Origin of the sequence: Sulfitobacter sp. UBA4523 (assembly GCF_002388305.1) — a bacterium.
Taxonomy (GTDB): Bacteria; Pseudomonadota; Alphaproteobacteria; order Rhodobacterales; family Rhodobacteraceae; genus Sulfitobacter; species Sulfitobacter pontiacus.
In genome coordinates this window covers 43,345-57,830 of the sequence record NZ_DGMH01000022.1, presented here as the reverse complement: position 1 = coordinate 57,830, position 14,486 = coordinate 43,345, and the positions used below count along the sequence as shown (strand labels likewise).

Annotated in this window: 13 protein-coding genes and 1 pseudogene; 7 read left to right on the top strand and 7 right to left on the bottom strand. The window is 61.1% G+C overall.

The window, feature by feature from the left end; all coding sequences use genetic code 11:
* The 7 genes and pseudogenes from B3849_RS04985 to B3849_RS04955 form a co-directional block, all read right to left on the bottom strand.
* Window positions 1–283, bottom strand: a pseudogene (locus tag B3849_RS04985) (formate dehydrogenase subunit gamma); the annotation flags it as partial.
* Between the two features lie 86 nt (window positions 284–369).
* Complete coding sequence (gene fdh3B, locus B3849_RS04980; RefSeq protein WP_005850298.1) at window positions 370–963, bottom strand: formate dehydrogenase FDH3 subunit beta; 594 nt, start codon at window positions 961–963, stop codon at window positions 370–372.
* A 13-nt stretch (window positions 964–976) separates the two neighbouring features.
* A complete protein-coding gene (locus B3849_RS04975) occupies window positions 977–3,955 on the bottom strand; it encodes a formate dehydrogenase subunit alpha (RefSeq protein ID WP_286779882.1) in 2,979 nt (992 codons plus the stop codon).
* A 101-nt stretch (window positions 3,956–4,056) separates the two neighbouring features.
* On the bottom strand, window positions 4,057–4,245 hold the full coding sequence (locus B3849_RS04970) for a twin-arginine translocation signal domain-containing protein (protein WP_005850294.1): 189 nt from the start codon (window positions 4,243–4,245) through the stop codon (window positions 4,057–4,059).
* 56 nt (window positions 4,246–4,301) lie between these two features.
* On the bottom strand, window positions 4,302–4,910 hold the full coding sequence (locus B3849_RS04965) for a TorD/DmsD family molecular chaperone (protein WP_278424899.1): 609 nt from the start codon (window positions 4,908–4,910) through the stop codon (window positions 4,302–4,304).
* Window positions 4,907–5,524: a DUF3306 domain-containing protein gene (locus B3849_RS04960; protein ID WP_278424898.1), complete on the bottom strand. Its 618-nt coding sequence runs from the start codon at window positions 5,522–5,524 to the stop codon at window positions 4,907–4,909. The genes B3849_RS04965 and B3849_RS04960 overlap by 4 nt, the downstream gene beginning before the upstream one ends.
* Window positions 5,521–6,057 carry a DUF3305 domain-containing protein gene (locus B3849_RS04955; RefSeq protein WP_005850288.1) on the bottom strand — a complete coding sequence of 179 codons (537 nt, stop codon included), beginning with the start codon at window positions 6,055–6,057 and terminating at the stop codon, window positions 5,521–5,523. The genes B3849_RS04960 and B3849_RS04955 overlap by 4 nt, the downstream gene beginning before the upstream one ends.
* A 365-nt stretch (window positions 6,058–6,422) precedes the next feature.
* On the opposite strand from B3849_RS04955, the gene B3849_RS04950 reads away from it, so the two are divergent.
* The 7 genes from B3849_RS04950 (at window position 6,423) to B3849_RS04920 (ending at window position 14,464) form a co-directional block, all read left to right on the top strand.
* Entirely contained in the window at window positions 6,423–8,375 is a 1,953-nt protein-coding gene (locus tag B3849_RS04950) for a 4Fe-4S binding protein (RefSeq protein ID WP_286779881.1), read from the top strand.
* 37 nt (window positions 8,376–8,412) lie between these two features.
* The gene (locus B3849_RS04945) at window positions 8,413–8,613 is read left to right on the top strand and encodes a DUF6494 family protein (RefSeq protein ID WP_009825478.1); all 201 of its coding nucleotides are present in this window, start codon (window positions 8,413–8,415) and stop codon (window positions 8,611–8,613) included.
* Window positions 8,610–9,677 (top strand): iron-sulfur cluster carrier protein ApbC, encoded by a 1,068-nt coding sequence (apbC, locus tag B3849_RS04940; RefSeq protein WP_074636371.1) that lies wholly within the window; start codon window positions 8,610–8,612, stop codon window positions 9,675–9,677. Before B3849_RS04945 ends, apbC begins: the two co-directional genes overlap by 4 nt.
* Complete coding sequence (locus B3849_RS04935) at window positions 9,674–10,375, top strand: biotin/lipoate--protein ligase family protein (RefSeq protein ID WP_243250791.1); 702 nt, start codon at window positions 9,674–9,676, stop codon at window positions 10,373–10,375. The genes apbC and B3849_RS04935 overlap by 4 nt, the downstream gene beginning before the upstream one ends.
* Complete coding sequence (locus B3849_RS04930) at window positions 10,372–10,890, top strand: DUF6505 family protein (protein ID WP_005850279.1); 519 nt, start codon at window positions 10,372–10,374, stop codon at window positions 10,888–10,890. Before B3849_RS04935 ends, B3849_RS04930 begins: the two co-directional genes overlap by 4 nt.
* 368 nt (window positions 10,891–11,258) lie before the next feature.
* Window positions 11,259–11,771 (top strand): hypothetical protein, encoded by a 513-nt coding sequence (locus B3849_RS04925; RefSeq protein WP_243250790.1) that lies wholly within the window; start codon window positions 11,259–11,261, stop codon window positions 11,769–11,771.
* 47 nt (window positions 11,772–11,818) lie between these two features.
* Window positions 11,819–14,464: a beta strand repeat-containing protein gene (locus B3849_RS04920; protein ID WP_278374923.1), complete on the top strand. Its 2,646-nt coding sequence runs from the start codon at window positions 11,819–11,821 to the stop codon at window positions 14,462–14,464.
* The last annotated feature ends 22 nt before the right edge of the window (window positions 14,465–14,486 follow it).

Genomic DNA, 14,486 nt, shown 5'->3' with positions numbered 1-14,486 from the left:
CGTCGGGCAGGGCGTCCGCCCGGATCTCGCGCCACAGGTCCGCGTCGGATGCGCCACCAAGCGGTCCAAGGTGAGATTCGGCCGGGGGCGGGTTGCCCTCTAGCGGCAAGGGAAGCTCGGCCCCAAAGGGCACGTCCTCGCCGCGTTGGCGGGCCATGATGTCTTCAAGCGACTGTTGGCCCGGTTGCAGGACCGAGGCATCGCCCGAGGTGTCTTGCGCGGCGGAAAGACCGGCAAAGGACACAAGAAATATGAGAGGCAGCAGAACGCGCAGCAATGTCATCGGGACCTCCGACAGGATAAAGATAGTTGGCCCGCCAGCAGCAGGTGCCAGCGGGCCAAGGAAAGCATGAATATGCGAAAGGGGGATTAGCCGCCCTTTTGCTCGTATGCCGTGCCCCAGCCCCAGGCGCCCGAGCCAAAGCCGCGTGCGACAACGCGTTCGCGGTAGATGCCCGAGACGACATCGCCGTCACCGGCCAGCAGCGCTTTGGTCGAACACATCTCGGCGCAGATCGGCAGCTTGCCTTCGGCGATCCGGTTGCGGCCGTACTTCTGGAATTCCGCTTCGGAGTGGTTTTCCTCGGGGCCACCGGCGCAGAAAGTACATTTGTCCATCTTGCCGCGCGACCCGAAGTTGCCCGCCTGTGGATACTGCGGCGCGCCGAAGGGGCAGGCGTAGAAGCAGTAACCGCAGCCGATGCATAGGTCTTTTGAGTGCAGAACGATGCCGTCGTCGGTCTGGTAGAAGCAGTCTACAGGGCAGACCGCCATACAGGGCGCATCGGAACAATGCATACACGCGACCGAGATCGACCGCTCGCCGGGTTGGCCGTCCTGAATGGTGACGACCTTACGGCGGTTGATGCCCCACGGTACTTCGTGTTCGTTCTTACAGGCCGTGACGCAGGCGTTGCATTCGATGCAGCGTTCGGCGTCGCAGAGAAACTTTGCTCTTGCCATCTTGATAGTCTCCTTACGCTGTCCAGATTTTGCAGAGAGTCGCTTTCGTCTCTTGCATCTGAGTTACTGAGTCATAGCCATATGTTTGCGCGGTGTTGGTGGATTCACCCAGGACGTAAGGGTCGGCCCCCTCTGGGTATCTGTCCCGCAAATCAACGCCTTCCATGTGGCCGCCAAAGTGGAATGGCATGAACGCCACGCCGCTTTCGACACGTTCCGTGACCATTGCCATCACCTTGACCTTGCCGCCTTCGGGGCCTTCGACCCAGACATCGGCCCCGTCACGCACACCCAGATTATTGGCGTCACGCGGGTTGATCTCGATGAACATGTCCTGCTGAAGCTCGGCCAACCAGGGGTTGGATCGGGTTTCGTCGCCGCCCCCTTCGTATTCGACGAGACGACCAGAGGTCAGCACGATCGGATAGTCCTTGGAGAAGTCATTCTCCTGGATGGACTTATACATGGTGGGCAGGCGCCAGAACTTCTTGTCGTCATAGGTCGGGTAGTCGGCGACCAGATCACGACGGTTGGTGTACAGCGGTTCGCGGTGGATTGGCACCGGATCGGGGAAGGTCCAGACCACGGCGCGGGCCTTGGCGTTGCCGAAGGGGGCACAGCCATGCTTGATCGCGACGCGCTGGATGCCGCCCGAGAGGTCGGTCTTCCAGTTCACGCCACCGGTGTCGGCGATATAGTCCGACGGGGTTTCGCCGGTCTGGGATGTTTCACCAACTTCCTCGTTAGGCTTTCCGTTCGCCGGTTCGCCTTCGGGATAGCCCGCGACATAGTTGATGACGGCCATCTCTTCGTCGGTCAGATCTTTGTCCCAACCCAGTTCACGCAGCATGGCCATGGTGAACTCGGGGTAGCCGTCCTTGATCTCGGAACCAGCGCTGTAGACGCCTTCGGCCAGCAGGTTGTCCCCGTCGCGTTCCACACCGAAACGGGCGCGGAAGGTCAGACCGCCTTCGGCAACGGGCAGCGACATATCGTACAGGTTCGCTGTGCCGGGGTGGTTCATCTCGGGTGTGCCCCATGCGGGCCAAGGCATACCGTAGAAGTCCCCGTCGGCCGGTCCGCCTTTGGCGCGCAGCGTGGTACGGTCAAAGGTGTGCTGGTTGGCCATGTGCATCTTCATGCGCTCGGGGCTTTGTGCGGTGTAACCGATGGTCCACATGCCGCGGTTGAATTCGCGGGTGAGGTCCTCGATGTTGGGCTCGTCGCCGTCTAGCGCGATGTTCTTGAACAAACGATCGCTGAAGCCGAACTTGTCGGCGAACAGTTTGATGATCGTGTGGTCGGGCTTGGATTCGAACAGGGGCTCGACGACCTGATCACGCCACTGCAGCGACCGGTTGGACGCGGTGACAGAGCCGCGGGTTTCGAACTGGGTCGTTGCGGGCAACAGATACAGCCCGTCTTGGCGGTCCTGCATCACGGCGGACACCGTTGGATATGGATCGACCACGACCATCAGGTCGAGTTTCTCCATCGCGGTGACCATTTCCTTTTGACGGGTCTGCGAGTTGGGCGCGTGGCCCCACAGAACCATCGCGCGGGTGTTGTCCGGCTGGTCGATGTTTTCCTTGTCTTCCAGCACGCCGTCAATCCAGCGGCTCACGGGGATACCGGTGAGGTTCATCATCGAGGTGTCGTTGAACGACGCCTTGGAGAAGCGGGATTGCAACCATTCAAGGTCTTCTTCCCAAACCCGCGCCCAGTGGGCCCAAGCCCCTGCGGACAGACCATAGTAGCCCGGCAGCGTATCGGCCAGAACGCCCAGATCGGTGGCACCCTGAACGTTGTCGTGGCCGCGGAAGATGTTTGTGCCGCCGCCCGCGGTGCCCATGTTGCCAAGAGCCAGCTGCAGGATGCAGTACGCGCGGGTGTTGTTGTTGCCGTTGCTGTGCTGCGTGCCGCCCATGCACCAGATCACGGTGCCGGGACGGTTGTTGGCCAGGGTGCGCGCAACGCGTTCAAGCTGCGACGCAGGCGCGCCGGTCACGCGTTCGACTTCTTCGGGTGTCCACTTCGCGACTTCGTCACGGATCTGGTCCATGCCCCAAACGCGGGTGCGGATGAACTCCTTGTCTTCCCACCCGTTCTCGAAGATGTGCCAGAGGATACCCCAGACCAGCGCCACGTCCGAACCGGGACGGAAGCGGACATATTCATCCGCGTGGGCCGCTGTACGGGTAAAGCGTGGATCGCACACGATCATCGGCGCGTTGTTCTGCTCTTTCGCTTTCAGCAGGTGCAGCAGCGACACGGGGTGCGCCTCGGCAGGGTTGCCGCCGATGACAAAGATCGCCTGGCTGTTGTGGATGTCGTTGTAGCTGTTGGTCATGGCACCGTAGCCCCATGTGTTCGCAACGCCCGCAACGGTGGTGGAGTGACAGATACGCGCCTGGTGGTCGACGTTATTGGTGCCCCAATAGGCCGCGAACTTGCGGAACAGATACGCCTGTTCGTTGTTATGCTTGGCCGAGCCGAGCCAGTAGACGGAATCGGGACCGCTTTCTTCGCGGATCACGTTCATCTTGTCGCCGATCTCGTTGATCGCCTGTTCCCAGCTGATCCGAACCCACTGGCCACCCTCTTTTTTCATCGGGTATTTCAAGCGGCGTTCACCGTGGGCATGTTCGCGTACCGACGCCCCTTTGGCGCAATGCGAGCCAAGGTTGAACGGGCTGTCCCAGCCGGGTTCCTGCCCCGTCCAGACGCCGTTCGACACTTCGGCGATGACGGTACAGCCAACCGAACAGTGGGTGCAGACAGATTTGATCGTCTCTACCGCGCCGCTGACGGCGGTGGCAGCTGACGCTTGTGTGACAGAGCCCGCGGTCGATGCGATCGCCGCAAGGCCGCCGATGGCCAGACCGGACCCGCGCAGGAATGCGCGACGGTCAACGGATTTTTCCGCGATGTCGGATAGCATGCCCGCCCGCTGGGGCCGCCGTGCCATCCCGTTGGTCTTTTTCCGAAGCATAATAGTCTCCCTTGATGCCCGCGTGCTTTGACCGTGTGGGTCGGACCGGGGCTGAGTTTCCCTCCCGCGGTGGTTAGGCGCGCGGGGTGATGATCACTGAATTAGAAGCGTGTGCTTTCCAGATAGGCGCGGGTGTGCGCGGTATCTTGCATCTTGTCCGATTGCAGATCGACTGGCTGCGCCTCGGCGGCGGTGCCGCTGCTGGCCACGGCAACGGCGGCTGCCGGTGCGGCTGTCCCTGCCAGTTTCAGGAAATTGCGGCGGTTGGTGCCTTTGGTATCCTGGGTCATGGGTTGTACCCCTTTCCTTGGTTATGCGGGGGGAAGCCCCGCCTGATGTGGTGCGGTTATCCCGCCGTCATACGAAATGCTTCGCGTTCAATGTCCATGAAGGCGCTGCCGACTGCGGCAACCCCGGCATATAGGACGGAGTTCTTGGCCCCTTGCAGGTCGGTAAAGAAGTGACCCGCCCAAGGCGCGATGTGTTTGTTGAAAAACGCCCGCTGCGTGGCGTCGCTGGCCGGAGCCCCAAAGCGCCCGACGATCATACCGCCCATCATCTCCATCAGGGATGCGATGTTGTCTTCGGGTTCAAAGACATTCTCGGCGCGGCTGATGCGCTGTACGGCCATGTCGCTGCGCAGGGAGGCGAGTGGCTTTTCGTTCAGAAAGCCGGTCAGGTAATAGCTGGCATAGGGCAGCAGCTCGCCCCGACCGAGACCAATGAACAGCGCGTTGAATTCGGTTTGCACTTTCTTGGGGGTCATGGCCTTGGCCACGCGCGCAAGCCCGTTGATCGCTTCGCCCAACGGGCTGTCATCGCCGGACAGGCCGGCGGTCTGGTCCAGCAACATCTGATCCGCAGGGCGGGCCAGCATCACGCCAAGATAGTTGTACAGATCGGCGCGCAGGCGATCTTCGGCAGAGACTTGGGTGGCTTGGGCGGCAGCGGTCATGCGCTTTGCTCCTCAAAACGAAAGGCCATGCGGCGCGGGGGCAGGGCTGCGGGTTCTTCCATCGCTGTTTCGGTGACGGGGGGCTCTGCGGGGGTATCCGCTTGGGCCACGGCGACGGCGGGTGCGTCGACCTCTGCCGGAACGACGGGCGTGGTCGGCTCTGTTTCAGCAGGTGTTTCTGCGGCATCGGTGGCGGTGTCGAGCGCGGCCGCAGCCTTGCGCGCGACATCTTCGATATGACGGCGCAGCCCTTTGCCAACCTCATAGCTGGTGGTGAAACTCGTCACGGCAGAGGCTTGGGTATAGTCGTCAGCGTAGTCGACCAGATCATCCAGACAGGCCAGCGCCGGATCGGACACCCATAGTTTGCGCAGCGCACGGCGGCGCAGGTGTTCGGGAATGGCACGGGCCATAAAGGCCGAGAAATCATCGCCCGCTTTCATCGTATCAGGATCGGGCAGATCGAACTCGGCCAGCAGTTCGGCGTCGGATTTTTCCGCCAGCGCGGCCTGATGCTGCGCTTCTGCCTGCTCTGCGGCGGCTTGCTGCGCGGCGGCTTCCTCTGCCTTGACGGCAGCGCGGCGGCGATCCCAGAAGGATGTGTGACGGGTCATTGTGACGACCCCGAACGCGACGTGCGCGGTGCGCGGTAGACATCGGTCGTCTGCGAGATGCGCGCGTCCCCGATCCCGTCTTGCTTCGGCTCTTGGTATTTGTCGCGCCGACGCTTCACAAAGGCTTCTTCTTCGTGGTGCGTGTCGACATAGGCGCTGATCCAGGCATGGACCTGCGGGGTCATCATGACCTTTTCGACGATATCTTCGCCATTGTCGCTGTAATCCTGCGCCTCATAGGGAGAGGCGGTGACCATCACCACCTCAAGCGGGCGGGCAGGGTCGCGGGTTTCGCGGCAGATGACATAAAGACAGGGCACATTCGCGGCGAGCCCGTGCACATAGGCTTCGGTGTCAGAGCGGTACAGCGTTAGCGGCACAGTGGTCACGTGATAGTCGGACACCTCGCCTTCGGTACGCAGCAGCTTCCAGTCGGCGGGGTCGGCACCGGGCAGGACACAAACCGCACGCCAAACGACCTTCGCCCATTTCGTCACGCCGGGTGACTTGCGAAGGACGACCCCGACGGGCATCGATTGCGCTGATTTAAGCGGTGCGTTCAATTTGGTTTCCGATGATGTTTCAGGCGTTTCCGGCCTCATATTGACGTAATCATAACGCGTATCAAAGAGGATTCTAGGGTTGAATCACACAGTTTTGTGATTGCTGCAATGCGGCATTTCCCATGCGTCAGCATTTGCCATATTTGACTGGGGTTTCGGTCTTTCCGACTGTTTTTGTTGGGTAATTCATGCCGTAGGTGCGAACGGCCCTTTTGCGGGACGCAGGGGAAATTAGGGGTTTGCGGCGGGTCGCGAACACCACTAGCTTGGCCTGCGAGCGCTGACAGTACCCCGCCGCTTGACCCATCCCATCCGGTGCTGTCCCCGAGGAGATTATGGAAAAGACTTTTCTGCTGTGCGACTGTCTGGGCAGTCAGGATATTGACGCGCCTGCCTTGTCAAAGGCGACGGGTCTGCCGTGCTCCAAGGTCTATAGCTGTCTGTGCACCGACCAGATCGGCACCGCGGCAGAGGCGATGGCCGCGGGCAACACCGTGATCGCGTGCCAGCAGGAACGCCCCCGTTTCGAAGAGCTGGCCGCCGAGATCAACGCAGAGGTGCCCCAGTTCGTCGATATTCGCGATCGCGCCGGCTGGCACGACGATCGGGGGGACGCGACGCCCAAGATGGCCGCCCTGATGGCGGAGCAGCAGCTTGCCGCACCGGCACCACGGGTGATGGATGTCGTGTCTGAGGGCACGTGTCTGATCATGGCCCCGCCCGCCCTCGCGCTTGAGGTGGCAGAGATGGTGGCCGATACGCTTGCGGTGACGGTGCTGTGGCAGGGCGATTATGACGCGGCAGTTGATCCGCGTTTTGACGTGGTCAAAGGCGATCTGCGCAAGGCGTCGGGCGCATTGGGCGATTTCAGCCTGACCTTTGACCAGTTGCAGATGTTGATCCCCGGCGGGCGCGGCGCGCCTTCGTTCACCGCGCCGCGGGACGGGGCCAAGTCGCAATGCGATATCATTCTGGATTTGACGGGGAATACATCGCTGTTTCCCGCGCCGCACAAGCGTGACGGCTATCTGCGGGCCGATCCGGGCAGCAAGCCCGCCGTGGCAGAGGCCGTGCGCGAGGCCATGCAGATGGTCGGCACCTTTGAAAAGCCGCTTTACGTGCGGCTGAGTGAAAGTCTTTGCGCCCATTCGCGGGCCGGGCAGGCCGCCTGCTCCAACTGTCTGGACCTCTGCCCGACGGGGGCGATCACCTCGGCCGGGGAACATGTGGCGATTGACCCGATGATCTGCGCGGGTTGCGGTAGCTGTTCTGCGGTTTGCCCCTCGGGGGCGATCACCTATGACGCGCCGCCCGTGGATACCCTGTTCCGCCGGTTGTCGACGCTGGCATCCACCTATCGCAAGGCAGGCGGCACCGCGCCGCGCTTGCTGGTGCATGACGACGACCACGGGGCCGAGATGATCCGCCTTTACGCGCGTTTTGGCGCGGGCTTGCCGGTTGATGTCATCCCGCTGGCTGTGGATGCGCTGGCAGGGTTTGGCCATGCAGAGATGCTTGCCGCCCTTGGCTGCGGCTTTGCACATGTGGATGTATTGCTGTCGCCGCGTACAGAGCGTGACGTGATCGAGGTGCAGGCCGAGATTGCCCGCGCGATCAGCGGCACCGATACGATCCGTCTCATTGATGTGGCCGACCCCGATGCGCTGGAAACCGCACTGGTCACCGAAACCGCACAGCCCGCGCATGACACGCTGCTGCCTCTGGGCACCCGCCGTCAGGTCGCGCGGCTTGCGGGCAAGACCCTTCAGCCCGAGGCCAAGGTGATCGACCTGCCCGACGCCGCCCCCTATGGCGCGGTGCTGGTGGATACCGATGCCTGCACGCTCTGCCTGTCCTGTGTGTCGCTGTGCCCGTCCGGGGCGCTTGGCGATAACCCCGATCTGCCCCAGCTGCGCTTTCAGGAAGACGCCTGCCTGCAATGCGGGCTATGTGCGAACGTCTGCCCCGAGGATGCGATTACACTAAAGCCGCAGTTGAACCTGACCGCGCAGGCCTTCACCCAAGTGGTGCTGCATGAGGAAGAGCCCTTTGCCTGTATCGAATGCGGGTCGCTTTTCGGCGTGAAGTCCACGGTTGAAAAGATCACCGAAAAGCTGGCAGGAAAACACGCGATGTTCGCCTCGTCCGAGGCGGCGAAGATGATCCAGATGTGCGATAACTGCCGGATCAACGCGCAGTACCACGCGCAGAACAATCCGTTGGCTGGCAAAGAACGCCCGCGTGTGCGCACATCCGAAGACTATTTCAGCAAGCGCAAAGATCACTAAGCGCTGTGCCGACCCACCCAAAGAACAGGAGAAAATCATGAGCGATGATTTCAACATGTCGATGCGCAAGTTCCTCAAGCAGGTCGGTGTGACCTCGCAGCAGGCGATCGAAGAAGCGATGCGCGAAAACGGCGACACCGGCGGCAAGACCTTCGAGGCCAAGGTGGTGCTGACCATTGACGGGCTGGACCTTGAACATGTCGTGACTGGCAAGATCCAAGGGCAGTCCGAAGCGTGAGCGTCACCCGTGATGCCGTACTGGCCTGCCTGAAAACCCTGAACGATCCCGTCTCCGGTAAGGATATTGTAGAGCTTGGGCTTGTGAAGGCACTGACCGTCGACGACGGCGCGGTGCGCTTTGTGCTTGAGGTCAACCCGAGCCACGCCGACGCCTACGCCAAGCTGCGCGACGAGGCCGACGCGGCTGTAAAGGCGCTCGAGGGCGTTGCCTCTGTCTCGGCCGTGCTGACGGCCCATTCCAAGCAGGCACCGCCGCCCGACCTGAAGCTGGGGCGCAAGTCCGAACCCGCGGGGCCCGAGAAGATCCCCGGCGTGGACCGGATCATCGCCATTGCGTCGGGCAAGGGCGGGGTGGGTAAATCTACCGTTGCCGCGAACCTTGCCTGTGCGCTGGCCGCCGAAGGGCGTCGCGTGGGCATGCTGGATGCCGATGTCTACGGCCCCTCGCAGCCGCGGATGCTGGGCGTGTCCGGGCGGCCTGCGTCCCCCGATGGCAAGACGATCCTGCCGATGCGCAACTTTGGCGTGACGATGATGTCGATCGGGTTGATGACCAATGACGATCAGGCGGTCGTCTGGCGCGGCCCGATGCTGATGGGCGCGTTGCAGCAGATGATGATGCAAGTCCAATGGGGCGCGCTGGATGTGTTGATCGTCGATCTGCCCCCCGGCACCGGCGATGTGCAGATGACGCTGGCGCAAAAGGCCCATGTGGACGGCGCGATCATCGTCAGCACACCGCAGGATGTGGCGCTGCTGGATGCCCGTAAGGGGATCGACATGTTCAACCAACTGAAGACCCCGATCCTCGGGATGATCGAGAACATGAGCACGCATATCTGCTCTAACTGCGGGCACGAGGAACATGTCTTTGGGCATGGTGGCGTCGCCGCCGAGGCTGAAAAGCTGGGCGTGCCTTTGTTGGCCGAGATTCCGTTGCATCTGGATATCCGTGTCGCGGCTGACGGGGGCGCGCCGATTGTGGTGTCGAAACCCGACAGCGCGCAGGCCGAAGGCTTCCGCAAGGTGGCCAAGGCCCTGATCGCGGGCGGGCACGCATGAGCGACAGCCCCGTCTTCCCCCCTTTGTTGACCGGCGCACAGGCGGAGGACCCGTTCGCTCAGGCCTGCGCAGAGGCGCGGCAGGGGTGTGATGCGGGGCTGGTGCTGTATAATCTGGGGCCCAGCGTATTGCAGGCCGCCATCGTCTTTGCGCCCGAGGTGCCGCTGGCCCGGGCGATGGCGATGCTCCCGCTTTGTGCGGTGGGCTTTCAGAACGCGCTTGGCGCGCTCGCCCCGCCAGAGGTGGGGGTGCATCTCGCATGGAACGGCGATCTGCGTTTGAACGGTGCGATCTGCGGCCAGATGCGGGCGGCGGCGTCTGATACAGACCCTCATCACGTGCCCGATTGGCTGGTCGTTGCGTTTCACGTGAAGCTATTGCCGCAATCCGACACGCCGGGCGAAACGCCGGATGTCACCACACTTTATGGCGAGGGTTGTGCCGAGGTGAGCCCGGTCGAGCTGCTAGAGGCCTGGGCGCGGCATATGCTGGTGGCGCTGAACCGCTGGGATGACGAGGGCGCGGGCCCCTTGCACAAGGAATGGACCGGATTGGCCTGGGCTATGGGCGATCAGATCACCTATGGCGATCTGACGGGCGACTTTACCGGTATAGACGAAAACTTTGGTCTGCTGCTGAAAACCGATACGACCACGCATCTAATCCCTCTCACCGACCTGCTGGAGCCAGCCCCATGAGCGATCTTTTCCTCGCCCGCGCCATCCACTTTGATGAAAGCGACCGCAATGTGTTCCACGCGCCCGCGCGCACAGGCGAATGGTGCGTCTCTGGCGGGTTCGAATTTTCGAACTGGTCCGAAGGTGATCTGACCGGCAAGGCGCGGCAGGCCTTCGCGAATGGCTGGATGGGCGTAGAGACGTTTGGCCGCGTCACCTTTGTTGCCGTGACCAAAGCCGAACCCTTCGAGGTTGAAGCGATCACCTTGCAGCTGATGAAGCATTTCGTCGAGATCTATGGCGCGCCGTCGCCCGAAGCGGCCCGCCCCGTCGCGGAAGAGGAAGTCGCCCAGATGATGGAGCTTTGCGCCGACCACGCGCCAAACACCTTGCTGACCGTCGCACGCGAGCTTTCCGACAGCGGTGTGCGCGAAAGCTATCGTTTCATTGAACCGCAGGATGCGGGAATTGACCAGTTTGCGGTACACGGATCGTTAGACGATGACGATCATGGCGGGCACGGCCATTCTCACTGACAGTTAACTATACGAAACGCCCTGTCCGGCTATCCGGTCGGGGTTTTCCCTGATCTGGGCCCGGATCGGGCCAAACATTCCCCAAAATAAATAGAATCAATGCCCTTTTGCATGAGGGTGACTCGCCTGCTTTGCGCGGCGAGATGCGGGTTTGCGTCTGCAATCACCGCGCGAATTGCGTGTTTTGCCATCGAATTGATAGCGCCGCATATACGGACGGGTAGGGGGCTGCCCAGCAGATCAAAAACCTAACCCTAAGCGAGAATGCACCCCGAGACATTTCCCCTGATGATGAGTTCAGGACAGCCCAAACACTGGGCCGGTTCATCAAAACCGCCGGCGGTGGTCGGCAACTAGGGGAAAAAATTATGACTTTCAAAACTCAACAAATCGCCCGTGCACTGCTTGCTGGTGTCGCGATTTCTGTCGCCGGCGTGCCGGCTTTTGCTGACGCACTTTCCAGCACATTTTCTTTCCGCATCGTCGAAACCAATGACGGTGGCGAAGAGGAGTTGATCGAGCGGGGCACCGTCCGCCCTGGTGAGGTCATCCAATACCAACTGCAGCACGAGAACACGACTGCAGACGCACTTGCGGGGATCGTTATTGCGGCCCCCGTACCCGAAGGGGTCACCCTGACGCTTGGCGCACAGAGCACATCGATCAAGGCCGTGTTCGAAGTCCAGGCTGATCTCGACCCTGAAAACGATGGCCTTGAATGGTCCACACTTCCCGCCACCCGCATGGTCGCCGGTGCAGATGGCACACTCCAACCAGAACCACTTCCTGAGGATCAGATTGCTGCCGTCCGTTGGACGCTCAGCGAACCTTTGGAGTCAGGCGAAATCGCACTCAACAGCTATCGGGTGCGCGTCAACTGATCGGGGGGAACCTGATCCTATTTACCTAATCTAGATAAATCAAAGGAATGACTAACGTGAAACATCAATCTTTCTTCATGCGCTCTGCAAGCGCGATGGCGGTGACTGCCGCATTTGGCGCAGCCGCTTTGGCCGCCGCACCAGAGGCCGGGTCCGTGATCGGCAACCAAGCGGTTGCGACCTATACAAACCAAGCGGGCGATACCATCACGGTCACGTCGAACACGGTTGAAACGATCGTTCAGCAGGTTGCTGGCGTGACATTGACCTCGGACAACAACGAAACCATCGCACCCGGTGGTAAAGCTTTCCTGCCGCACATCGTTACCAACGAAGGGAACGGCGCAGACTTCTTCGCACTGACCGCAGTAGAGACAAACACAGGCACGCTCGATACCTCTGCCATCGTCTTCTATCCGGATGCGAACATGGATGGTGTCGCGGATAGCGCTACACCGCTGACCGCAACGCCAACATTGGCACCGGGCGAGCAGTTCGGCGTCGTCATCGAAGTCTCTGTCCCCTCGAACGCAACAGGGTCGGACAGCATCACAGTGACCGCAAGGTCTGATCTTGACGGCACATCGACAGCCGTCAACACCGATACGCTAACCATCTCGAACGACGCGATTGTCGAACTGGTCAAATCCATGGTCGCTGATGCGGCGTCCGGCGGTAACCCCAACATCGTCGATGCCGGCGATACCGTGAGCATCGAGCTGACATATTCCAGCACCGGTCTGGCTGCTGCGAACAACTATACCGTCGATGATATTCTGGACGGTCGCCTGGCCTATGTGCCCGGTTCTGCACGGTGGTCTGACGCCGCGGGTATTCTGGATGACGCCAACGGGTCTTCTTCGGTCGATGCGACCAATGGCTCGGGCGAGACAATCGCCTTTGACAACAACGGCCAGAGCGTCAACTTCAACATCTCGAACGTCGGTTCCGGCCGCTCCGGTAGCGTGACGTTCCAAGCTGTGATCCTCGACACTGCTGATGCGGGTATCATTGAAAACGTCGCCACACAGGCAATCAACAACGTTGCTTTCCCCCCCTCGAACACAGCTTCTATCATCGTGGACGACCAATTCGCGGTCTCTATCGCTGATACAGCCATCGACGGTGCAGGTGCAGCGGATCCAACGACGGCTTCGGCAACAGATGATGATGCGGCAAACAACGATGTCGTGACCGAAACTAGCAATGCGGCCCAAGGTGGCACAGTGAAGCATGAGTTCGTGCTGACCAACCGGTCGAACCAGACCGACAGCCTGACGCTTGATGTCAGCAACATCGACTACCCCGCGGGCACAACCTTCCGCTTTGTGGGTGCAGATGGTGTGACACCGATCATCGGTTCCGTCGGTCCGCTTGCTGCGGGTGACAGCGCCAAGGTCACCTTGATCGCAACACTGCCAACAGATGTGGCCCCAACGGCTGCTGCCAACTTCAACGCCACCGTATCCACTACCTCCGATGCCTCGGGTGTTTCCGATACATCGACAGCGACCTTCACCGGTGCGATCCTTGCCTCTGCCGTTGATCTTGAGAACGCAGTTGTAGGCTCCGAAGGCGATGGCCTTGTCCCCACCAATGCCGGCGCGCCTTGGGTGAACTATGCCACCGATCCAGGTGCACCGGTCATCTACGACATGGTCGTGCAGAACAACGGTCCGGTATCCGACAGCTACAACCTCTCGCTGGCACAAGCGCTGCCCGCCGGTTGGACCGTCGAATTCCGCTCCGCTGACGGGTCCGCGATCAGCAACACCGGGACCATCCCTGCTGGTGCAAGCGATACCTTCACCGTTGTGGTAACCCCGCCGGCAGATCAGGCACCGGGTGACACATTGGTCGACATCGCGCTGGTGTCCTCTGTCTCGGGCCAAGGCGACCGGATCGTCAACGGAGTGACCGTGAACGAGATCTACAACGTAGAGATCATCGATGACCAGAACGCCCAGGCCTCGCCCGGTGGTATCGTCGACATGGTGCACACCATCACCAACACCGGTAACGTTGCGATCACCGAAGGTGCGATCAACGACACAGGGTTGAACAACTTCTCTGGCGCTTTGTTCTGGGATGCAAACGGCAACGGTGTGATCGACCCCTCCGAGCTGGTGATCGACAACTTTAATGATCTGACAGACGGTGTCTCGGCTGGTGTGAACGGGCTTGCCCCCGGTGAAAGCATCTCGGTCATCTACCGTGTGCAAACACCATCGACAGCGACAAGCGGTGTGACCGAAATCGGTACCATCAGCCTTGCCCCCTCGCTGAACGGTGGCACAGCGACCGACGCGAATACTGCTGACAACGCAGTAGAAGACCGGATCGTGATCATCTCTGGCGACGTCACGCTGAGCAAGTACCAGTACATCGACGCCAACTGCGACGGCACCGTCGGGACCTTTACCAAGACCCGTCAGAACGTCTCTCCCGGTCAGTGCATCCGCTACAAAGTGGAAGCTGAAAACACCGGCTCCTCTCCCGCTGCAAACGTCATCATTTCTGATGCCGCCCCTGCCTACACATCGGTAACCAACTGTGGTGGCACATGCAGCGAAACGCTCTTCCCGGCAGGTAGCACCGCCACAGTCACTCCGAGCAATATCTCGAGCGACCACGGCACGGTCCTTCCGGGTGGGTTCGCCACGCTGGAATTCACCGTTCAGGTGGATCAGTAAACGAACCCCAGGTTTCCCCGGA